We start from the raw sequence: 22202 nt of genomic DNA, 5'->3' as shown, positions 1-22202 counted from the left end.
ATCGTTCCCATTCTCGAAGGCCTTTACTGCGGTTCCCGACGCAGTTCAGGCCTTGTGCCTCCGTCATGACATGGGGACCTCATTCAGGCCCAGTCACCCGGTCGCATTTTGACCGGTTATCCTGTTGCTTTAGCCCGGATTTATAGGGGGTAGGCTATGACGCAAACAGGATAGGTATATTGAGACATAGAACTTTCAGATTGCATAGTGCGGCTAAATGCCTGCCGCATATTGGTAGCTGTATGTCGCTAAATTGAGGGCAGGGCATATCCCGCCCTCAATTGCCTTCTCGCATTTCTATCAGGAAGGTTTTCTCGGGTAGCCTGGAAGGCGATCATCCACGCAAGGCCAGCCAATATCGTGCAAGATATGCTCCGGTAAAGCTTCCAGCATTCTACGGCTTTTCTTGATGCGCCGCTGATACGCCCAGTAAGAATAATACGAGACTGCTGATGCAATTTTACCTTGTAACCAGTGCGGGATCATCGATGGGCGCGAACCGCATTCGTTTTGCAGTGCTTCACATTGAATGCTCATTTTCGTTCTCCTGACAAAAAGTGAGACCAAGTGGTTGGGTGGAGATGTTCTGATCTCGATGTTGACAGCTTGCGGCCATCTTGACGTTCAATCAAATGAAATATAGAAAGGTATAACATCAGAAAAATTGAACTAATAAAATGCGGAGTCCACTATGACAGCGCCGGTTCAACATCCCCTGCCAATGCTCGATATTGATGTGCTGCGTACATTTGCAGCCATTGCAGACACGGGTAGCTTTTCGGCGGCGGCAAACGTGGTATTTCGCACGCCTTCAGCCGTTTCGATGCAAATCAAGAAACTTGAGGAGCAGCTCGGTGTCGCCGTTTTTGAGCGCGATGCTCGGTCCGTGACGCTGACCAGCGATGGTGAGGTGTTGCTTGGCTATGCTCGGCGTTTGCTTGCTCTTAATCGTGAAGCGGTAGCCAAATTTGTGGCTCCAACTGTTACGGGCGTAGTTCGGCTCGGTTCACCGGATGACATCGGCGAATGCGTTTTGCCGCTCGTTTTGAAGCGCTTTGCTGAAACCCATCCGGGTGTAACTGTTGATGTGGTGATCGATCAGAGCAGCAATTTACGTAAACGGTTGGACGAGCGTCGTCTGGATGTGACACTCATAAATCTCTCGCATACGGTCCCGAGTAAGGGCGATGTTGAAATATTGCTCGATGAAGAGCTGGTATGGGCGGGAGCCAAATGCGGTACAGCCTATCGCCGTGATCCGCTGCCACTTTCGATATGGGAAGAGGGGTGCGCCTGGCGAGGAAATGCGCTTGAGGCTCTTGAGAAATCAGGACGTCCTTACCGCATCGCTTATATGAGCTCTCATTCAACAGGCCAGCGCGCTGCGATCATGGCTGATCTTGCCATCGCGCCTTTCGGCAAAACGTTGCTTGGCGAAGGGATCGTTGCGCTTGGCGCGGAACATGATCTCCCAAAACTTGGGCGTTATCAGCTTGGGATGATTATCAGGCCTGATGCGCGGCAACATATTCAGGTCGTCGCTGAACATTTACGCACTGTTTTCGAAGCCTATCGACGTAGCGGTCGTTTCGATACTTTTAGAGCAGGTTAGAACGCGTTCCGAAAAGTGTGAAGCGGTTTTGGAAAAACACGCTTTAAGCCAAGAAACGAAACTTGATCGGATAACTAAATCCTTCTCTTGCCAGCAAATAATGCTGCGCTAGATTTTATATGTGACAGCCGACTAACGGCTTCACCGCCAGAATACCCGGCCGCGCGCATCTGGTAGTTTGGGAGGCATAAATTGGTTGAGTTGCGCATCTCAATGGAGAGACTGTTATGAAGTTATCCCGCATTGTCCCCGTTGCCATTGTTCTGTGTGCTTTCACGCTGGCGTCTTGCGCGAATACAGTGCGTGGCGTCGGACGTGACGTAAAAAGCACTGCGCACGCTGTACAGGAAACAGTTGAATAAACTAAAATGGTCCAGGCGTGTTACCTGGACCATTTTTTGAGCGGTTCCAATTTTGATTGAAATGTTGAAGCCAATTTAATTATTTGTTTTTACGCATCGTCCCATGCAGAACCACTCACGCTTTTGCCGGAAGCGCTTTAATTCTGCAGGAAATAACTTACTTTCATACTCATATCTGGACGCGTTTTGTACGCGATTGATGTCGTGGTGACTCCTGTTTCAGGAACCTTGATTTGCGCCTCATTGATAAGCGCAGTTATACGCTCATTGGGCGTTGCTTCTCCAAACCACATGACCAAAGTGGGTCTGGCAGCATTGGCCGCACCATAAGGCGTTTCGGGATGAATGACCTGAAGCGATGAATCAAATAAGCGGAAATTTCCCGGGATTTGAGCATTGTCTGTGAGGATAGTCTTAAACGCACCGTGCTGCTTCACTTCATCATAAAGCCGCTGATAATCCAGTTGCCCATAAGGTGGTGTGCTCGAACCATATGTCAGATAATAGCCAAGAACGGGCGGTACGATCAGCGCTGCAACAATGCTGACCCTCGCGAAATCTCGTAGAGCATTGCCGCCAGCGCGATAGTGCGAAAACCAGGCAGCGGTCGCTGCAGGTAACAAGAACAGCACCGGCTGCAGCCAGCGATCCTTAATATTGTTGACGCCAGCCAAAACCACACCTGTGAAAACAACCAGCATGCCGATAATGAGCAAGCGGCGCATGAATATTTCACCAGATGTGAATGGCTTCGGCGGTGATGTACGTTCTTTGGAATGTATGAGTGCAATAATTCCAGCAATCGCAAGTACAACGATCGAAAACAGAAATGCCGCTTCAATGAAGCTTCCAACGCCGTTCAAACGATCCGCAAAAAGATTACCGGAAGCGCCGATTTGCAGCTTCGCAGATCGAGCGATGACACTTGATTTATGCGCCAACATCCACGAACCAGTCGGTGCAAATGAAGCGCCGAAGGTAAGAATCGTAACGAGCGAGAGCTTGGAAAGCAGGATTTTTCTATATTCTGGAACAGACAGGCCGGTGGCGATCAGCATGATAACGAAGATCGATGCGTTGAATTTACCCAGAATGGCCGCCGTCATGGTGATTCCAAGCACGGCTGCGGACCCCGTATGACGGGAACGCATGTGCCATGCGAAAGCCAGGAAAGCCCAACCGCATCCTGCCGTGCCTGCGATGGAATGCGTCAGCGCCCGCTGTGATTCCCAGCCGATCTGCGGCACGAGAAACAGCCCCAGCATCGATGCGGATGCGACAATGCGCGAGAAACCGAGCAAACGCATTGCGCCGAACACACTTAGGAATAAGCTTGCAAGCATGCCGAATTTGACGATTTGCAGCGTCAGCATGGAGGTGCCTAGCACCGAGGCAGCGATATTTGTTATCCATGTATAGAGTGGTGGTTGCGAGCCACCATATCCCCAATCAAGATAGCCAATATTGGCGAGCTGCTCGGCATCATCAAGTCCAGCACCATTTGATACAAGCGTGACAAAAACTGCCTGAAAGGTAAAATAACAAAGGACAAAAAGCACTGCGACCGGCAGACCGAAGGTATTTTTTTCGGCTGAAGACGCTATTATTGGTTTTGTTGTATTCAAAATCTATTGGCCCCAGAAAGAATTAGCTTTGTTTGGTTAGCAAGCAGCGGCTAGCTTTCACAGGATTATGGCCTTAATTCAATCGCGGCGGCTAATTCTTATGCAAAAAATCACGGATAAGTTACGACGTGTACAATTACGGCAAAAACCGCGCTGCCTCGTCAGGTGCACGGTCTTGCCAAAAACGCATGGCGTTCCCGCCAAACAATACACAGGCGGGAGAGACTGAAGCTCCGGTACGCAGTACCAGATCCGGAGCATCGAGAAGGTTTGACCCGTCTCTTGCTCCCTTTTAGCGCAACATCGTTACCGGACGGTTATCAGATACTTAAGCAAATCTAAACAAAGCAAGTTTTTTCACTTTTCTGGAGAAAAACTCCTTACCGCGGTTTCAGTTACAGTTGAAACGTCGGAGCAGCTCTGAATTTTTGCGCATCTACCTCCGGCATAACGGCATCGTATTTTTTACCCAGACCCTAATCCGCCGCTTTGGCTGTGCGCAGAAAGTTAATGATACCCGAAAAATCTTCTCCACCGTGACCGTCACTGTCGAAGCGGCTGTAAAGTTCTTCCGCATGTGCTCCCAATGGTGTTACCGCGCCAGAAATTTTGGCGGCTTCCTGCGAAAGCTTCAGGTCTTTCAACATCAGAGCCGCTGCGAATCCGGGCTTATAGTCACGATTGGCGGGCGAAGTCGGTACAGGGCCCGGCACTGGGCAATAGGTCGTCAGCGACCAACATTGGCCGGATGACGTCGAGGCCACATCGAACAATGCTTGGTGGGAAAGGCCTAGCTTTTCTGCCAGGACAAATGCTTCACTGACGCCAATCATGGAGATGCCGAGAATCATATTATTACAGATTTTCGCGGCCTGTCCCGCGCCGTCGCCACCGCAATGGACGATTTTTCCGGCCATAGGCTTGAGAATTGACTCTGCTTTGCCAAATGCAGCATCGCTGCCGCCCGCCATGAAGGTGAGCGTGCCTGCTGCGGCGCCGCCTGTTCCGCCAGATACGGGTGCATCAATCGAAAGGTGACCGTGTTTGGCCGCGCTTTCGTGAGCCTTGCGCGCCGAATCAACATCGATTGTCGAGCAATCGATGAAAACTGAATCTTTTCCGGCTTTGGGCGCGATGTCTTCATAAACCGAAAGAACATGTTTGCCTGCGGGCAGCATGGTGATGACCGCATCCGCATCACTGACAGCTTCTGCGGCACTCGCTGCAATCTGAAGCCCGTTGGCTTTTGCTTCCTCAAGATGGGCAGGCAACAGATCGAAACCTATGACCTGATGCCCGGCTTTGACCAGATTTGCGGCCATTGGCCCGCCCATATTGCCGAGGCCGATAAATGCGATAGTGGCCATGATTTACTCCCTAAAACTCTATTGATCAGCGTCCGATCAGCTGACGTGCGATGATGACGCGCATAATCTCGTTTGTGCCTTCAAGGATCTGGTGAACGCGCAGATCGCGGACAAGCTTTTCGATGCCGTAATCGTGCAAATAGCCGTAGCCGCCCAAAAGCTGCAGTGCGTCATTGGTGACATCAAAGCCTGTATCTGTCACAAAACGCTTGGCCATGGCGGACCATTTGCCTGCATCGTGGGTTTTGCGGTCGAGTTTGCTTGCGGCGGTGTAAAGGAGCTGACGTGCCGCCGAAAGCTCGGTTTCCATATCGGCGAGGCGGAACTGTAAAGCCTGAAAGCGATCAATCGTCTGGCCGAAAGCCTTGCGCTGGCCGGAATATTCCAGAGCTTTGTTAAGTGCTGATTGTGCACCGCCTAGTGAACAAGCGGCAATGTTCAGCCTTCCGCCATCAAGTCCGGCCATTGCAATCTTGAAGCCAGTACCTTCATCGCCCAAACGATTGGCGACTGGAACGCGGCAATTGTCGAAAATGACTGTGCGTGTGGGCTGCATATTCCAGCCCATCTTGTGTTCATTGGCTCCAAAAGACAGCCCGGGTGCATCTTTCGGCACAACGAGAGTGGAAATTCCCTTGGGACCGTCCTCGCCGGTACGTACCATGGTAACGTAAAGATCAGTCGCACCCGCGCCCGAAATGAACTGTTTGGTTCCGTTGATGACATAGTGGTTGCCATCACGCTCAGCGCGTGTGCGAAGGGCTGCTGCATCGGAGCCGGAACCGGGCTCGGTGAGGCAGTAGCTTGCGAGCGTTTCCATAGATGTTAGTTTGGGCAGGAACATCTGGCGCTGGTTTTCATCGCCAAATGTGTCGATCATCCATGCCGCCATATTGTGAATGGAAATAAACGCCGAAAAAGCCGGACAAGCTTCGGCCAGCGCTTCAAAAATAAGGACCGCGTCCGAGCGTTTAAGTGCTGAGCCGCCCACGTCCTCGCGAACATAAATGCCGCCCATGCCGAGCGGGCCGGTTTCCTTTATGACGTCAATTGGGAAATGCTTGTCGCGATCCCATTGCAGCGCATGGGGCGCTACAAAATCGGTAGCAAAACCACGCGCCATCTCTTGAATAGCGAGTTGGTCCTCGTTGAGTTCGAATTGATTCTGGTCCGCCGTATCCATGGTTTCCTCCCTATGAGCACCGCGCCTCCTAGATTGACTAGATCACAATGGCGCGTGGCTGCCAACGCTCCATTGGAATAATGTTGCTCACTTTTGTAATAATCGGATGCGCATTTTTGCATATAAGCTTGCGTAAAGGAGCAGCGATTGCCAGTCGTAGAAACTTGGGATAGGCACGGGACATGACACGCGCGATCATGTTTCAGGGAACGGGTTCGGATGTCGGCAAAAGCGTGCTTGTTGCAGGTCTTTGCCGGGTTGCACGCAATCGCGGACTGAAAGTCCGGCCATTTAAACCGCAAAATATGTCCAACAATGCAGCCGTCAGTGACGATGGTGGCGAAATTGGTCGCGCGCAGTGGTTGCAAGCATTGGCCTGCGGTGTGCCGTCATCTTTTCATATGAATCCAGTTCTTTTGAAGCCACAGACCGATATGGGCAGTCAGGTGATTGTCCAGGGGCATGTGCGGGGAGAGGCACGCGGACGCTACTATCAGCAGTTAAAACCGCAACTGATGGCGGCGGTGATGGAATCCTTTGATATTGTCAGTGAGGGTGCTGATCTTGTGCTGGTCGAAGGTGCCGGATCGCCTGCCGAGATCAATTTGCGCGCTGGTGACATCGCCAATATGGGCTTTGCCACGCAAGCCAACGTGCCGGTGGTGCTGGTGGGTGACATTGACCGGGGTGGGGTGATTGCCTCGCTGGTCGGTACGCACACAATTTTGTCGGATGAAGACCGCGCGATGGTTCGTGGTTTTCTCATCAACAAATTTCGCGGCGATATTTCGCTGTTTGATGATGGTCTGAAAGCGATTACACGCTTTACCGGCTGGCGGTCTTTTGGCGTCGTGCCATGGCTGAAAGCAGTTTCACGTTTGCCTGCAGAAGATTCGGTCGTGCTGGAGCGAGCAACGCGCGGTGACGCCAAGGCTTTAAAAGTGGCAGTACCAATGCTGCCGCGTATTGCCAATTTCGACGATCTTGATCCGTTGAAAGCAGAGCGCCAAGTCGAAGTCGTTATGGTTCCGCCTGGGCAGCCATTGCCGCATGATGCAGGCCTTGTCGTTCTGCCGGGAACCAAATCCACGATAGCCGATCTGATTGCCTTCCGTGAAAACGGTTGGGAGCGAGATTTACAGACCCATGTGCGGCGCGGCGGGCATGTGCTTGGCATTTGCGGCGGGTTTCAGATGCTCGGAAGCCGCATCAGTGATCCTGACGGCATCGAAGGGCAGGTTCACGAGATTGAAGGACTTGGATTGCTCGACGTTGAGACTGTAATGGAGTCGGAAAAGGTCGTGCGCAATGTCGCGGCCCGCTCGGTGCTCTTTGATACAGCTCTTGAAGGTTATGAAATTCACATCGGTCGCACTGGGGGGGCAGATGTTATTCGCCCGTTTGCCCGCATTGGCGACCACGATGACGGAGCCATGTCAGCGAATGGCCGGATCATGGGAACATATCTGCATGGTGTTTTTGGAGCAGATGATTTCCGGCAGCATTTTCTCGCAGCACTCGGCGTAAGCAGTTCAGGCGGGAACTATCGTGCTGGCATCGAAGCGGCACTTGATGAGCTGGCTGAAGCTCTGGAAAGCTGTTTGGATATTGATGGTTTATTCGCACTCGATTGACGGCGCATCGGCGAAGGCCTAGTGTCGATTTATGCAACAGGTTTTGCCGGGACGAATCCCGGCGATACCAAAAGGGAATGCGACGGACGGACCCAATTCGGGCGTCTTTATCGCAGCCGACCCCGCGACTGTAGAGCGGAGAGGGATGAGGCAAGCCGGTTAACCGGCAGCCACTGGAAACCATCAGCGTTTCTGGGAAGGCAGCTTCAGACCCTGCGACCCGTGAGCCAGGAGACCTGCCTGTTGCGTGAAGGGCATTATGCCCGCACCTGATGGGAGGTTTTCCCTGCTGCCTGCACGGAGGTTGTCATGGCTGCGCATAAAGAAAATTCACTTTCAACTACACTCCCTCTGCCACTTGCTGCCCGTCTTGGTACTGCGGTGGTTTCGCTCATGCTCGGCGCTTTCCTGATCTACGGCGTCGGTCTCGCGCATTCGGATACGCTGCATGATTCGGCGCATGACACGCGTCACTCTTACGGTTTTCCTTGTCACTGAGCAGTTAAAGCGTCTGTTTTAGGATTTGGTGCTTTGCAGCGCCCGATGGTGAATGGCCATCGGCGCGAGTTTTTTGTTGAGGGACAAAAATGTTAATCCGTTATCTTCTGGCCACGCTGGCTGCTGGCCTTCTGGCTGGGCTTCTCGTGACGCCTGCCATGTATTTGAAAACTGTTCCGCTCATCATTCAGGCGGAAACCTATGAAGACGCTGGTGGCGGCCACAGCCATGGTGAAGCAGAAGCTGCCGCGCCACATGATCATGCCGCTGCTGCAACTGCTGCTAGTGAAGGTGAAGAAACTGGAGCAGAACTGCCGTTTGGTCGTCTTGGCAACACATTGCTTGCCAATCTTGTGGCCGGTGCAGGTTTTGCTCTGCTTCTGGGTGGTGTTGCCCTGCTTCTCGGTCATCGTATTACACCGAAGAACGGTATTTTCTGGGGTATGGCCGGTTTTTTTGCGATCGCTTTCCTGCCAGCTTTGGGACTTTCGCCGGAATTGCCGGCTATGCCTGCTGCAGATTTGGCTGAGCGTCAGCTCTGGTGGCTTTCCACGGTAGTCTTGAGCGGTGTTGGTATTTATCTGCTGATTCTGCGTGGCGAAGTGGTTTCCAAGATCCTTGGTCTGGTGTTGATCATTGCACCTCATCTTTACGGTGCGCCGCATCCAGAGGATATTTCCTCGCCAATCCCATCGCTGCTGGCCTCGCAATATGCAGTCGCATCTCTGGCGACGAACCTCTTCATGTGGGCTGTGATCGGTTTGGCACTTGGCTGGTTCATCCAGACTTACGCAAAGTCGGAAGTGGAAGGCTGATAGGAATGGCTTCGTCAGGAAAAATCACATTCGTTCTTGGCGGAGCCCGTTCCGGGAAGTCGTCTTATGCAGAGAGGCTGGTTGAAGGCTCAGGACTTCAGCCCGTCTATCTCGCAACAGGACGCGCATTCGACAAAGAAATGGAAAGTCGTATCTCCATTCACCGCGACCGTCGTGGGGGTGAATGGCAGACGGTGGAAGAACCGCTCGACCTCGTAGGAGCGCTTCAAAAACACGCGGGGCATGACCGCTTTGTACTGGTCGATTGCCTAACGCTCTGGATCACCAATCTGATGATGGCAGAGCAAAATATCGCTGCTGAAACCGAGACACTGATAGCGGCACTGCGTCAGCTTTCAGGTCCGATTGTTTTCGTTTCCAACGAAGTCGGCCTAGGCATTGTGCCGGAAAATCAGATGGCGCGGGAGTTCCGCGATCATGCAGGTTTTTTGCATCAGGCTGTGGCATCAGTGGCGGATGAAGTTTATTTCATGGCGGCAGGATTGTCGCTCAAAATGAAGGGTTAATTTTATGCAGGGACAAAAAATTCCGGCAACTGTGATCACCGGCTTCTTAGGTTCCGGCAAGACGACAATGATCCGCAATCTGCTGGAAAACGCCAATGGCAAGCGTATTGCGCTCATCATCAATGAGTTCGGCGATTTGGGCGTCGATGGCGGAATTCTGAAAGGTTGTGGTATCGAAAGCTGCCGTGAGGAAGACGTGATCGAACTCAACAATGGTTGCATTTGCTGCACTGTTGCCGATGATTTCATTCCGACCATGACCAAACTTCTCGACCGTGCGGATCGTCCTGATCATATCGTGATTGAAACGTCGGGTCTGGCGCTGCCACAGCCGCTGGTCGCAGCCTTCAACTGGCCTGAAATCAAGACGCAGGTTACGGTTGACGGTGTGGTGACTGTGATTGATGCAGCCGCCGTTGCCGAAGGTCGCTTTGCTGACGATCACGACAAGGTCGATGCACAGCGTGCAGCGGATGAATCTCTTGATCATGAAAGCCCTTTAGAGGAACTTTTTGAGGATCAGATTCATGCGGCCGACCTTATCGTTCTGAATAAGGCCGATCTCGTTGATCCATCGAAACTCGATAGCGTGAAGGCCGATGTGGCTGAACGCTCAACACGCCGCGTCAATATGGTGCCTGCAAGTTTCGGCAAGCTTGGTGCCGATGTGCTGCTCGGTCTTGGCGTGGGTACGGAAGACGATATTGCCAACCGCAAGTCGCATCATGAAATCCATCATGCTGATGGCCATGAGCATGATCACGACGAGTTTGAAAGCTTTGTCGTTGAAGCAGGCTCTGTTGCCGATCCGAAGGCATTTACCGAGAAGCTTAAGGCCGTGATTGCGGAACATGATGTTCTGCGTCTCAAGGGCTTTGTCGACGTGCCGGGTAAGCCGATGCGTCTGGTTGTGCAGGCCGTTGGTCCGCGTATTGAGCATTATTTCGACCGCCCATGGGGCAAAGATGAAGTGCGCAATACGCGTCTTGTCGTCATTGGTCTGCATGAGCTCGATGAGCAGGCAGTCACCAAAGCCGTGAAAGACGCTGTTTCGTAATGCACTTATTGCTTGCCCAGAAAGGAACGATCAGCGACGGCAATGAGGCCGTCGACCTCGGCCAGACGCCAGGCGATATATTATTCCTTTCCGCTGCCGATACGGAGCTGGCTAGTCTTGCTCAAGCGCATAAGCTTGGGCAGGGCGGGCCAAGTCTGAGGCCAAGTCTAAGACTCGCCAATTTTCTAAGCCTTACCCATCCGATGTCAGTGGATACCTATGTGGAGCGCACGGCGCGTCACGCGAAGCTGATCGTGGTGCGTATCATTGGTGGTGAAACCTACTGGCCTTATGGGCTTGAGGCACTGCATGCTTCTGCGCTTGCGCATGGGGCAAAGATTGCCGTGCTGCCGGGCGACGACAAACCGGATCATGGTCTGGACAGATTTTCCAATGTGCCTGTCAGCGAGCGCGAGGCGCTTTGGCATTATCTGATCGAAGGCGGAGCGGCGAATACGAGTGCTTTCCTCAGCTATTGCGCTGCAATGATTTCTGGCTTGGAAAAGCCGGAAGAAGCAGCGCCCTTGTTGAAGGCCGGTTTGTGGTGGCCGGGTGATACGATGTCGTCGCTTGATAGCATCAAAAATCATTGGCCGGATGCTGACGGCCCCGTTGCTGCAATCGTCTTTTATCGTGCGTTGGTGCAAAGTGGTCAGACGCAGCCAGTGGAAGCGTTGATTGATGGCTTGAAGGCGCAAGGTCTCAACCCGCTGCCGATTTTCGTTTCAAGTCTCAAAGACCGGCTTTCAGCTGCCGTGGTCGACGGTGTGTTTGAAGATTGCACACCGGATATCGTGCTGAATGCTACCGGTTTTGCCATTTCATCACCAGGAGCAGAACGCAAGCCAACTGTACTTGATAAACGTGGCAACATGGTTCTGCAGGTGATTTTCTCAGGCACGCCAAAGGCTGTATGGGAAACATCGCAGCAGGGTCTGCTCGCACGTGATCTGGCGATGAATGTGGCACTTCCGGAAGTCGACGGGCGTGTGCTTTCTCGTGCGGTGTCCTTCAAATCGGCCAAACAATTCGATGCATCGGTCGAAGCGAATATCGTCACGCACGAGCCGGATGAGGGCCGCGTGGCATTCGTGGCGGAGCTTGCCGCGCGCTGGGTCCGGCTGAGGCGCAAGGAGCCGCAAGAGCGCCGTATTGCGCTTATCCTTGCCAATTATCCAAATCGCGACGGGCGGCTTGGCAATGGTGTCGGGCTTGATACGCCTGCTGGAACTGTCGAAGTGCTGCGTGCTATGAAAGGTGAGGGCTATGTAGTCGGTGATATTCCAGCCGATAGCGATGCCCTGATGCGCCAGCTCATGGCTGGGCCAACCAATGCCGCACGCGATGGACGCGAAATCCGCGAAACCATTTCCCTGAATCAATACAAGCGCTTCTTTGAAACGCTTCCCAATGTGATTCAAGATGAAGTGACCGCACGCTGGGGCGTGCCGGAGAACGATCCATATTTTACACATGAGCTTGATGCCTTCGCATTGCCGCTCATGCGCCTTGGTGAAACGTATGTCGGTATCCAGCCTGCGCGCGGGTACAATATCGATCCGAAAGAAACCTATCACTCACCTGATCTGGTGCCGCCGCACGGCTATATTGCCTTCTACGCCTACTTGCGTGATGTGGCAGAGGTCGGTGCCATTGTGCACATGGGCAAGCATGGCAATCTGGAATGGCTGCCGGGCAAGGCGCTGGCTTTGTCGGAAAACTGTTATCCAGAAGCGGTCTTTGGGCCGACGCCACATGTCTATCCTTTCATCGTCAACGATCCGGGTGAGGGTACGCAGGCCAAACGCCGTGCGGGTGCTGTGATCATTGATCATCTGACGCCGCCGCTGACACGTGCGGAAAGCTACGGACCCCTCAAAGATCTCGAAGCGCTGGTCGATGAATATTACGAGGCGTCGGGTGTTGATCCGCGCCGCCTGTTGCGGCTCAAAGGTCAGATACTCGATCTGGTGCGCGATGTCGGTCTTGATCGTGATGCGGGCATCCATGCCCATGACGATGAAGACATGGCGCTGCAAAAGCTCGATGCATATCTCTGCGATCTCAAGGAAATGCAGATCCGTGATGGCCTGCATATTTTTGGACTGGCGCCCGAGGGGCGATTGCTCGCCGATCTGCTGGTCGCACTTGCACGGGTGCCGCGCGGCATTCCTGTTTCGCTGGGTGGTCTGCCCGGCGATCAGAGCTTGCAACGGGCAATTGCGAGAGATGCGGGGCTTGGTGAAGATTTCGATCCGCTCGATTGCGCAATGGCCGATCTGTGGACCGGGCCGAAACCTCAATTGCTTGATGCTGCAAGCCCGGCAAGCTGGCGCATTGCTGGTGATACGGTTGAGCGTATCGAACTGCTGGCAGCGCAACTCGTTGAGGGCAAGGTGAATTGCCCTGATGATTGGTTACAGACGACTGCTGTGCTGCAATCCATCAATGAGTATTTGCGACCCATGGTGATATCGTGCGGACCTTCGGAGATTGCAGGCTTTCTATCGGCCATTTCGGGGCGCTTCGTCCCGCCGGGGCCGTCGGGTGCACCGACGCGTGGACGACCCGATGTTCTGCCGACTGGACGAAATTTCTTCTCGACAGATAGCCGTGCTGTGCCGACGCCGGCGGCGTGGGAGCTGGGTTGTAAATCAGCTGAACTGCTGATTACGCGTTACACGCAGGATCATGGCGAATGGCCAACCTCGTTCGGTTTGACTGCATGGGGTACATCCAACATGCGCACTGGCGGCGACGATATTGCGCAGGCCTTGGCGCTCATCGGCGTGAAGCCGGTCTGGGATATGGCCTCACGTCGGGTCACGGGCTATGAGATCGTGCCAATCGCTAAGCTTGGTCGCCCACGCGTTGATGTGACTTTGCGCATCTCCGGCTTTTTCCGTGACGCCTTCCCGGAACAGATTGCACTATTCGACAAGGCTGTGCGTGCTGTTGGTGCGCTTGACGAAGAGGTGGAAGACAATCCGATTGCCGCACGCATCAAAGCTGAGCAGGCGCGGCTCATAGCAACGGGTGCCGATGAAAAGACCGCCGAACGCCGTGCCGGTTATCGCGTATTCGGTTCAAAACCCGGTGCCTATGGCGCAGGTTTGCAAGCTCTTATCGATGAAAAAGGCTGGACCGGTCGTAATGATCTCGCCGAAGCATGGCTTGTCTGGGGCGGCTATGCCTATGGCGCTGGCGAGGAAGGGCAGGCCGAGCGCGGACTTCTCGAAGAGCGGCTTCGTTCCGTGCAGGCCGTGGTGCAGAATCAGGATAATCGGGAGCATGATCTGCTCGATAGCGACGACTATTACCAGTTTGAAGGCGGCATGGCCGCAACCGTCGAGAAGCTGACCGGCGCGATGCCGGAGGTTTATCATAATGACCATTCTCGACCTGAAAAGCCGATGATCCGCACGCTGGAAGAAGAGCTCTCACGTGTGGTGCGTGGACGTGCTGCTAATCCTAAGTGGATCGCTGGCGTTATGCGCCACGGCTATAAGGGTGCGGCTGAAATTGCGGCCACTGTTGATTATCTCTTTGCCTTTGCGGCCACGACCGGCAAAGTCGGCAATCATCATTTCGAAATGGTCTATCAGGCTTATATCGCTGATAAGGTGGTGCATGATTTCATGCTTGATAAAAACCCCGCTGCACTGAGCGAAACCGCATCAAAGCTCTATGAGGCCATCGAGCGCGGCTTCTGGGTGCCGCGTTCCAATTCAGCACGTTTTGAGCTGGAAAATCTTATGAAACTGATTCCGGGCGCTTGATCCCGAAAAGTTGCAGACTTTTCGGATAAGATCACGCGTTAACAAGGAGGCATTAAATGGCTGAGAAATCTGCGAAACTTCTTTCGATGACGGAAGAGGAACTGAATGCCCGCCACGCGGATAAAATGCGCAAGAAGAAGGTCGCACGCGACAAGATACAAGCCACCAAGACCGAGGAAAAAGGGCTTGTGATTGTCAATACCGGTAAGGGCAAGGGCAAGTCGACCGCGGGTTTCGGCATGGTTTTCCGGGCGCTCGGTCATGGTATGAAGATTGGCATTGTTCAGTTCGTCAAAGGTTCATGGGATACTGGCGAGCGTTGGGTGCTGGAGAAATTTCCCGAACAGGTGACGATTTCTGCACTTGGCGAAGGCTTCACCTGGGAAACGCAGGACCGTGCCCGCGACATTGAAATGGCGCGCGGTGCCTGGGAGCAGGCCAAGGCGATGATCATGGACGAGAGCTATGACATGGTGCTGTGCGACGAGCTTAATATTGTGCTGCGCTATGATTATCTGCCCGTCGAGGAAGTGATCGAAGTGCTGAACGCCAAGCCGGAAATGAAGCATGTCATCATTACCGGCCGCAATGCCAAGGATGAACTTATCGAAGCCGCAGACCTTGTCACCGAGATGGAAATGATCAAACATCCTTTCCGTTCGGGCGTGAGAGCACAAAAGGGTATCGAGTTCTGATCATGATGGCGAGCTGGCAATTCTGGGCATTGATGTCGGCGGTCTTCGCCGCCCTGACCGCGATTTTCGCGAAAATAGGTATTCAGGGCATCAATTCGGACTTTGCCACACTGGTCCGTACGCTGGTCATTATCGGTGCATTGTGCCTGTTCCTGACCATCACCGGGCAGTGGCAAAGGCCGGGCGATATTTCCGCAAGGTCATGGCTGTTTCTTGTGTTGTCGGGCTTAGCCACCGGCGCGTCGTGGCTGGCTTATTTTCGCGCGTTGCAGATTGGCGATGCGGCGCGTGTTGCCCCCGTCGACAAGCTTTCGGTGGTGCTGGTGGCCTTGTTTGGTGCAGCATTTCTCGGCGAGCGCATGTCTGCCATCAACTGGTTTGGCATTGTGCTGATTGGCTGTGGCGTGGTGCTGGTGGCGTTGCGAGTTTAAAAGCCAATCCACTGGCGCAGCGGATTGGTTCCGTCCATCAGTAGGCGGACTGCCAATGCCAGACTAACGATGATCAGCAACGGCTTGATGATGCGGGAACCGATCTTCATGGCAAGGCTTGCGCCGATCTGCGCGCCTATGAACTGCGCGATGCCCATGCAGATGCCGATTTTCCAGTTGATGACGCCAACAAGCGCAAAAGTGGCGAAACCGCCGACATTGGACGCGCAGTTGAGAAGCTTGGTATGCGCGGTAGCTTTCAGGACGCCGAAACCTGCCAGCGCGACAAAAGCCAGCATGAAGAATGAGCCGGTGCCGGGACCGAACAGGCCGTCATAAAAGCCGATCAGCGGGACGATTGTAACGCCAAACAGAAATGGACCGATGCGGCGGGTGCGGTCAACATCGCCAAGGCTTGGCTTCACGGCAAAATAGACGGCAATTGCAATGAGAAGCATTGGCAGTGCTGCGCGCATAATATCGACCGGGAGCACAGTCGCCAGCAACGCGCCAAATACAGAACCGATGAGCGAAGCGAGCGCTTCCGGCCATTGTTCTTTGATATTCACATGGCCTTTGCGAGCATAGGCGATTGTTGCGGAGGAAGAACCGAAAAGCCCTTGCAGCTTGTTTGTACCGAGCGCCTCCACTGGGGGAATGCCCGCAAGAAGCAGAGCGGGGATTGTAATCATTCCGCCGCCACCCGCGATGGAATCAATGATCCCGGCAATGAAAGCGGCCATAGTCAGAAGGAGCGTTAAGGTGTCGAAGAATTCAAGCATGGAGGGAGATTCCGGGATGAGATGGCGCAACATAGAGCAGACAGTCCCGTTACGCCAGCCTGGGTGCGACTTAGAGCATTTCTGGCTTTTCGGGTTGTGCTCCAGGCGCTTCCGAAAATCCTTGGCTGTTGCATTGTGGCGCTTGCGTTGTTTACTGGATCGGGCATCATTAGAAAGAGTTGCTAACACAATACAGGAGAAGGTAGCCCATGAGTGAAAGCATTTTCGAACGCATCTCTGCGTTTCTCAGCAAAAAAAGCGCTGTGCAGCGTGTCGCCGAAGATCCGGCTCTTGCTTCGGAATTGCTTCTCCTGCTTCATGTGGTTTTCGCAGACGGCGACCGTCATCCGGCTGAAATTGCGGTTTTCAAAGCGATTGCATCAGAGAGCTTCGGGATTTCGGCAGAGGAATTGCCGGAAGTGACTGAGTATCTGAAGGATTTCGGATATGAAACGACGACGAAGCAGGCAGCCAGCATGTTGGCTGAAATGGCACCTGAGCGCCGTGCTTCGTTGTTGCGCGATTTGATGAGAGTTGCCTGCGCGGACAACCATATTGATCAGTCTGAAACCGCGATGATCAAGCGTATCGCCGATGTGCTCGGCGTAACGGCTGACGATTTGCGTCAGGCACAGCAAGCATCGCCCTGTGGTCTCTGACGCAACGCGCATTGTTTTGGGAATGGGCAGCTCCTCAGGCGTGAGCCTTGAGGAGCTTGTTTCATTGGCGGACAGCGTTCTCGCGGGTGCGGGGGCTACAAAGCCCGACATGATCGCAACACTGGACACAAAACAAAGTGAACCGGTCTGGTTGGCTCTCGCTGAGCATTATGGATGCAGCTTGCGCTTCTTTGCTGCGGAACGGCTTGAGCAAGAAACATTTCGCATCAAGAGCCCGTCGGAGGCGGTTTTCGCAACAATCGGTTGTCATGGTGTCGCGGAATCTGCCGCGCTGGCCGCAGCAGGACCGGAAGCTTTTCTAAGGGTAGAAAAGACTTCGGGCGGTCGTGTCACCGCAGCATTGGCGGTGACACGAGTTTGATTATTAGAGCGTTTCAGTTTTGCGGCGTTGCACAATGTAAGTTGCAATGGTCGCGAAGATTAGCAGTAGAGCCGTGGCTACGATCACTGCGACATAAGCATTCTCAAAAGAGGATGCGGCAAGTTTGGTCAACAGACTGGCATCTTCCGGCGGCAATGATTGTGCTGCCAGCAATGCTTCATCAAGACTGTCACGAGCGATGATCGGGATATTCCGCCCCTCCGGCAGCACAAGGCTTGCCGTATAGAACGCCGACAGGATGCTACCGAAAATCGTCACACCCAGCGCGTTGCCGAGTTCGAACGATACTTCCTCGACAGACGCTGCCATGCCCGCCTTTTCTGCAGGCGCATTGCCCATGATCGAGGACGATGCACCCGTCATTGCACAGCCAACACCAAAGCCGAGCACTGCCAGTCCCGCAAGATAGAACGGGGTAGAGAGCTTATAGGTCAGAATGTAGATCACGACGCCAAGCGCTGTAATTGCGAGGGACGCCCATAGCACCTTGCCAGCGCCAAGGCGCGGCAATAGCATGCCAGCAATTGGACCAGCAACGAATGCAGCCAGCGGGATAGGCAGGATAACAAGACCGGCCTGCAAAGGTGACATGCCTTCGATCAACTGCATGCGCTGGCTGAAAACAAGTTCCATGCCGGTCATAGATCCTGATGCGACAAGGGCTGCAAACACGCCCATTGAAAACAGTCTCGTCTTGAACAGCGAGAAATCGATAAGCGGTTCAGCGCTTGCAAGTTGCCTGCGGACGAAGATCGTCGTGGCAATAAGGCCGATGATGAACACCACTGCGAAAATGGTCATGGATGCATCGCGCTTGGCGAGTTCCTTGACGGCATAGGTAAGTGCGATCAGACCAATCATGATCTGGATCGAGCCGACGAGGTCCCATTTGCGTTTTGAGCCGAGTGGGCGGTTTTCAAGGTTTATGGAAGACAAAGCCAAAGCTACCAGAACAACAGGCACGTTGATCAGGAACACCGAACCCCACCAGAAATATTCAAGCAACACACCGCCCGCAACTGGACCGATTGCGGCACCGCCCGAAGCGATTGCGGCCCAAATACCAATAGCAAGTGAGCGTTCTTTCTCATCGGTGAAGGTGAGGCGGATGATCGATAGTGTGGCAGGCATCATCATTGCAGCACCGCAGGCAAGGAATGCACGGGCTGCGATCAGGATTTCAGGATTAGGTGAGTAGGCTGCGCAAAGCGACGCGAGGCCAAACACGGCCAGACCATTCATGAACATGCGCTTGTGGCCGAGCTTATCGCCCAGCGTGCCGAGGCCCGGCAGAAGGCCTGCCACAACCAGCGGGTAAATATTCATGATCCAGAGCTTTTCAGAAGCGCTGGCTGCCAGATCATGGGTGAGACGGGGCAATGCCGTGTAGAGGACCGTCATATCCACAACGATCAGGAACAATGCGCTGGAAACGATTGCAAGAACGAGCCAGCGATTTTGCGGCAACATCGAATTATACCTTTTCAATACGGTTGTATTCAAACTTGTCAGGGTGGCTGACATAATATAAATCCGTTCGTATGGAAAGTAAGAAATTGCAAAAAACTGGTCGACCACGTTCGATTGATCGCGATCATGTGCTCGATATGGCCGAAAAAATAGTGACAGAAGGCGGGATCGTCGCGCTGACCATGGATGCCGTTGCGCAGGCTTCGGGCGTCACCAAGGGCGGCGTGCAATATTGTTTCGGCAACAAAGACGGACTTCTGAAAGCGATGATCGAACGGTGGGGTGACCGGTTTGATGATCGGGTTACAGCGCGCAAGCAGAATAAAAGTGACGCCATTTCCCATATTGCAGCGCATATTAGCATAACCCGCCAAAGCAATGCTGAAGACGATTCCCGCTTTGCGGCGATGATGGCCAGCCTTATTCCAAACACTGAATATCTCAATGAAACCCGTACCTGGTATCGCAAGCAATGGGATGGTTTGGATGTGTCCACACCGGAAGGACGCAAAGCCCGACTTGCTTTCATTGCAAATGAAGGTGCGTTTTTGCTTAGAAGCTTCAACTTCTTCGAGCTGACGCAGGAAGAATGGCAGTCGATCTTCAACGATATTGAAGGGCTTCTACCGAAAAGCGCCTGAAAGCAATTGACTTGCCTGTTACGAAACGGGCATTCGGAATGCCTGAATTAAGGAAGAAAGCGTGACAGTTCATTTCATTGGAGCCGGTCCGGGTGCTGCTGATCTTATTACCGTGCGCGGTCTTCGATTGATCGAAAGCTGCCCGGTCTGCATTTATGCGGGATCGCTGGTGCCGAAAGAAGTGATCTCCTCAGCTCCAACAGATGCGCTTCTGATCGATAGCTCTGCGCTTACGCTCAATGAAATAATCGCGGAAATCGAAGCGGCGCACACGAAGGGGCATGACGTTGCGCGGGTGCATTCCGGTGATCCGTCGATTTATGGCGCAATGGCTGAACAGATGCGCAGGCTCGATGCGCTTGGGATTCCCTATGATGTGACGCCGGGTGTGCCAGCTTTTGTTGCAGCTGCGGCTGCCATGAAGCAGGAATTGACTATTCCGGAAATCAATCAGAGCATTATTCTCACACGCACATCAGTGAAGTCGTCTGCCATGCCGGAAGGCGAAGACCTCGCAACGCTTGGCAAATCGGGTGCGACGCTGGTTATCCATCTTTCGATCCGCAATGTTGCGAAGATCAGAACCGAACTCACCCCGTTTTATGGCGCAGATTGCCCTGTGGTGGTCGCTTATCGCGTCGGTTGGCCGGATGAACAGATTTTGCGTGGTACATTATCCGATATCGAAGCCGGGATCGAAGAAGCTGATCTCAAACGCACCGCGATGATTTTCGTTGGGCGGGGACTTGATCCAAAGAATTTTCGGGATTCAGCGCTTTATCATGAAGCGCACAGCCATGTTGCGCGATCAAAGCTTGAGGGCTAAGCGGGTAAAAGCCATAGCTTCTTCTACTGTCGCAACAACGGTTTTTGCTGCGACTGGGGGACGGGCTATCATTATGACGGGAACGGCGAGATCGCGCGCAGCCTCGATTTTGGCATAAGATATGCTGCCACCCGAATTGCGGCTGATAATCAGACCGATTCTGCGTACCGCGAGAAAATGCTTTTCAGCTTCATAATCCCCCGGTTTTGCCAGGACGATTTCGCAATCCTGTGGTAGTTTTACGTGTGGCGGATCGATCATCCGGATGACAAAATGAACATCGTTCCGTTCAGCAAATGGTTCGATGTGTTGTCGTCCCAATGCGAGAAACACACACTCGCCTGCCGGGATTAAAGCAGCTGCCTGCGCTTCGCTTAAAATATCAATCCAGTTATCGCCGCTTTGTTTTTGCCAGGCTGGACGTTCCAGCCGCAGCAGCGGAATATTCGCTCTCTGTGAGGCTATAACTGCGTTTTGCGAAATACGCGTCGCATAGGGATGCGTTGCATCGATAGTGAGGTCAATTCGTTCAGTGACGAGATAGTCCGCAAGACCGTCTGCGCCGCCGAAGCCACCAATTCGAACCGCGCCGTTGATTGCAGCGGGATTAGCCGTGCGGCCCGCCAATGATGTTATGGCATCGACGGGGAGGGTCTGTAATGCGGAAGCAAGCTTTGAAGCTTCTGCCGTGCCGCCAAGAATGAGTATCTTTGGCTTAGAGGCGGGCAAGGATCGTCCCCTTGCGGTCCGTTACGATAATTTCGACTTCAACGGGCGCGCCGCGCAAGGTTTCGAGTGCTGTTTCTTTGGCTTTCTGTGCAATTGGTGTCGCCATGTCGATGCCAATGCTTTGAGTCAATTCAAGCACTTCCATCGCCGTGTTGGCAAAGAGAATCCGGTCCTTCATGTCGTCCGCAGCACCTGCCTTTTCGGCGATAGCCCAAAGAAAACCTTTGTCGACCTGAGAGCGCGACGAATGAAGGTCGAGTGCACCTTGCGCCAGCTTTGTGAGTTTGGCAAAGCCACCGGCAATGGTAAGTTTATCGATAGGATGCTCGCGCAGATATTTGAGAACACCGCCAGCAAAGTCACCCATATCGAGAATGGCGAAATCCGGTAAATCGTAAATGGCTTGCGCTGCGTCTTCTGACGTTGAGCCTGTCGCACCCAGAACATGTTTCTGCCCTGCCGCGCGTGCGACATCAATGCCGCGATGGATCGAATGAATCCAGGCTGAGCAGGAGAATGGATGAACGACGCCGGTTGTGCCAAGGATAGAAATACCGCCAACGATGCCAAGGCGCGGGTTCCACGTCTTTTGTGCGATCTCTTCGCCACCCGGAACTGAAATTGTAATGACGAGATCGGCTGGCAGACCATATTCGGCGCAAATCTGCTCGCAGATTTCTGTCATCATACGGCGCGGAACAGGATTGATTGCCGCTTCGCCGGGAGGGATTTGCAGACCGGGCCGCGTAACGGTGCCAACACCTTCGCCTGCCTGAAACACAATGCCTGTGCCGGGAGGGGCAGGGAAAACAGTTGAAATGATTGTCGCGCCGTGGGTCACGTCCGGGTCGTCGCCAGCATCTTTGGCGATGCCTGCCATCGCATAGCCTTCGCCGAGACTTTCATAAGCAAGCTGGAAATAGGGTACATCGCCTTTGGGCAGGATAATGCCAACCGGGTCGGGAAACTCACCGGTAATGAGCGCGGTCAGCGCTGCCTTGGTTGCGGCTGTGGCGCAGGCACCGGTCGTCCAGCCGCGACGTAAGGGTTCTTGTCCGCTATTTTGCGCTTTTTCCTTGCGGGCTGTAGTTTCGTCGTTCATGGATG

Annotated in this window: 22 protein-coding genes and 1 riboswitch; of the genes, 14 read left to right on the top strand and 8 right to left on the bottom strand. The window is 53.6% G+C overall.

What is annotated here, in order from left to right; translation table 11 throughout:
* Positions 1–300: 300 nt before the first annotated feature.
* The gene (locus CEV33_RS07535; protein WP_094539834.1) at positions 301–537 is read right to left on the bottom strand and encodes a DUF1127 domain-containing protein; all 237 of its coding nucleotides are present in this window, start codon (positions 535–537) and stop codon (positions 301–303) included.
* A 154-nt stretch (positions 538–691) separates the two neighbouring features.
* On the opposite strand from CEV33_RS07535, the gene CEV33_RS07530 reads away from it, so the two are divergent.
* Positions 692–1612, top strand: a complete 921-nt coding sequence (locus CEV33_RS07530; protein ID WP_094539833.1) for a LysR family transcriptional regulator — start codon at positions 692–694, stop codon at positions 1610–1612.
* Between the two features lie 227 nt (positions 1613–1839).
* Positions 1840–1974 carry an entericidin A/B family lipoprotein gene (locus CEV33_RS07525; RefSeq protein ID WP_094539832.1) on the top strand — a complete coding sequence of 45 codons (135 nt, stop codon included), beginning with the start codon at positions 1840–1842 and terminating at the stop codon, positions 1972–1974.
* Between the two features lie 137 nt (positions 1975–2111).
* Here the strand turns inward: CEV33_RS07525 and CEV33_RS07520 are convergent, their stop codons facing one another.
* The 3 genes from CEV33_RS07520 to CEV33_RS07510 all read right to left on the bottom strand — a co-directional run bounded on the left by CEV33_RS07520 (position 2112) and on the right by CEV33_RS07510 (position 6149).
* Positions 2112–3533: an ArnT family glycosyltransferase gene (locus tag CEV33_RS07520; RefSeq protein WP_235818379.1), complete on the bottom strand. Its 1422-nt coding sequence runs from the start codon at positions 3531–3533 to the stop codon at positions 2112–2114.
* 542 nt (positions 3534–4075) lie between these two features.
* Positions 4076–4966, bottom strand: coding sequence for a 3-hydroxyisobutyrate dehydrogenase (gene mmsB / locus CEV33_RS07515; protein ID WP_094539830.1), 891 nt, complete (start codon positions 4964–4966; stop codon positions 4076–4078).
* 25 nt (positions 4967–4991) lie between these two features.
* Positions 4992–6149 (bottom strand): isobutyryl-CoA dehydrogenase, encoded by a 1158-nt coding sequence (locus tag CEV33_RS07510; RefSeq protein ID WP_094539829.1) that lies wholly within the window; start codon positions 6147–6149, stop codon positions 4992–4994.
* A gap of 182 nt (positions 6150–6331) precedes the next feature.
* On the opposite strand from CEV33_RS07510, the gene CEV33_RS07505 reads away from it, so the two are divergent.
* From CEV33_RS07505 to CEV33_RS07470, 8 genes are all read left to right on the top strand, one after another.
* Positions 6332–7783, top strand: a complete 1452-nt coding sequence (locus tag CEV33_RS07505; protein WP_094539828.1) for a cobyric acid synthase — start codon at positions 6332–6334, stop codon at positions 7781–7783.
* A gap of 21 nt (positions 7784–7804) precedes the next feature.
* Positions 7805–8041, top strand: a riboswitch (cobalamin riboswitch).
* Positions 8042–8092: 51 nt separating this feature from the next.
* Complete coding sequence (locus CEV33_RS07500) at positions 8093–8281, top strand: CbtB domain-containing protein (protein WP_024898918.1); 189 nt, start codon at positions 8093–8095, stop codon at positions 8279–8281.
* Between the two features lie 89 nt (positions 8282–8370).
* Positions 8371–9096 (top strand): CbtA family protein, encoded by a 726-nt coding sequence (locus tag CEV33_RS07495; protein ID WP_094539827.1) that lies wholly within the window; start codon positions 8371–8373, stop codon positions 9094–9096.
* Positions 9097–9101: 5 nt separating this feature from the next.
* Positions 9102–9623, top strand: coding sequence for a bifunctional adenosylcobinamide kinase/adenosylcobinamide-phosphate guanylyltransferase (cobU, locus tag CEV33_RS07490; RefSeq protein WP_094539826.1), 522 nt, complete (start codon positions 9102–9104; stop codon positions 9621–9623).
* Positions 9624–9627: 4 nt separating this feature from the next.
* A complete protein-coding gene (cobW, locus tag CEV33_RS07485) occupies positions 9628–10680 on the top strand; it encodes a cobalamin biosynthesis protein CobW (RefSeq protein ID WP_094539825.1) in 1053 nt (350 codons plus the stop codon).
* Positions 10680–14459 (top strand): cobaltochelatase subunit CobN, encoded by a 3780-nt coding sequence (gene cobN / locus CEV33_RS07480; RefSeq protein ID WP_094539824.1) that lies wholly within the window; start codon positions 10680–10682, stop codon positions 14457–14459. The genes cobW and cobN overlap by 1 nt, the downstream gene beginning before the upstream one ends.
* Before the next feature lie 56 nt (positions 14460–14515).
* Positions 14516–15154: a cob(I)yrinic acid a,c-diamide adenosyltransferase gene (gene cobO, locus CEV33_RS07475; protein WP_024898923.1), complete on the top strand. Its 639-nt coding sequence runs from the start codon at positions 14516–14518 to the stop codon at positions 15152–15154.
* 2 nt (positions 15155–15156) lie between these two features.
* Positions 15157–15585, top strand: a complete 429-nt coding sequence (locus CEV33_RS07470) for an EamA family transporter (RefSeq protein ID WP_094539823.1) — start codon at positions 15157–15159, stop codon at positions 15583–15585.
* Here CEV33_RS07470 and CEV33_RS07465 read toward each other — a convergent pair.
* Positions 15582–16367 carry a TSUP family transporter gene (locus CEV33_RS07465; RefSeq protein WP_094539822.1) on the bottom strand — a complete coding sequence of 262 codons (786 nt, stop codon included), beginning with the start codon at positions 16365–16367 and terminating at the stop codon, positions 15582–15584. The two genes, CEV33_RS07470 and CEV33_RS07465, sit on opposite strands and share 4 nt — an antisense overlap.
* Positions 16368–16576: 209 nt before the next feature.
* Here CEV33_RS07465 and CEV33_RS07460 point away from each other — a divergent pair, with 209 nt between their 5' ends.
* Positions 16577–17026, top strand: a complete 450-nt coding sequence (locus tag CEV33_RS07460) for a tellurite resistance TerB family protein (protein WP_094539821.1) — start codon at positions 16577–16579, stop codon at positions 17024–17026.
* Between the two features lie 22 nt (positions 17027–17048).
* Positions 17049–17408 carry a cobalamin biosynthesis protein gene (locus tag CEV33_RS07455; RefSeq protein WP_094540248.1) on the top strand — a complete coding sequence of 120 codons (360 nt, stop codon included), beginning with the start codon at positions 17049–17051 and terminating at the stop codon, positions 17406–17408.
* A 3-nt stretch (positions 17409–17411) separates the two neighbouring features.
* On the opposite strand, the gene CEV33_RS07450 is transcribed toward CEV33_RS07455, so the two are convergent.
* Entirely contained in the window at positions 17412–18899 is a 1488-nt protein-coding gene (locus CEV33_RS07450) for an MFS transporter (protein WP_094539820.1), read from the bottom strand.
* An 86-nt stretch (positions 18900–18985) separates the two neighbouring features.
* Between CEV33_RS07450 and CEV33_RS07445 the strand changes: the two genes are divergently transcribed.
* Both CEV33_RS07445 and cobM read left to right on the top strand, forming a co-directional pair.
* A complete protein-coding gene (locus CEV33_RS07445; RefSeq protein WP_235818378.1) occupies positions 18986–19540 on the top strand; it encodes a TetR/AcrR family transcriptional regulator in 555 nt (184 codons plus the stop codon).
* Positions 19541–19601: 61 nt separating this feature from the next.
* On the top strand, positions 19602–20366 hold the full coding sequence (cobM, locus tag CEV33_RS07440; protein ID WP_094539818.1) for a precorrin-4 C(11)-methyltransferase: 765 nt from the start codon (positions 19602–19604) through the stop codon (positions 20364–20366).
* Here cobM and CEV33_RS07435 read toward each other — a convergent pair.
* Together CEV33_RS07435 and CEV33_RS07430 are read right to left on the bottom strand one after the other, a co-directional pair.
* Entirely contained in the window at positions 20349–21095 is a 747-nt protein-coding gene (locus tag CEV33_RS07435; RefSeq protein WP_094539817.1) for a cobalt-precorrin-6A reductase, read from the bottom strand. The genes cobM and CEV33_RS07435 overlap by 18 nt on opposite strands.
* Entirely contained in the window at positions 21082–22197 is a 1116-nt protein-coding gene (locus tag CEV33_RS07430; protein WP_094539816.1) for a cobalt-precorrin-5B (C(1))-methyltransferase, read from the bottom strand. The genes CEV33_RS07435 and CEV33_RS07430 overlap by 14 nt, the downstream gene beginning before the upstream one ends.
* Positions 22198–22202 lie beyond the last annotated feature (5 nt).

The organism is Brucella grignonensis (genome assembly GCF_002252505.1).
Taxonomy (GTDB): Bacteria; Pseudomonadota; Alphaproteobacteria; order Rhizobiales; family Rhizobiaceae; genus Brucella; species Brucella grignonensis.
Note: the sequence above shows the minus strand (reverse complement) of the source record. Positions and strands in the feature narration are given on the sequence as shown.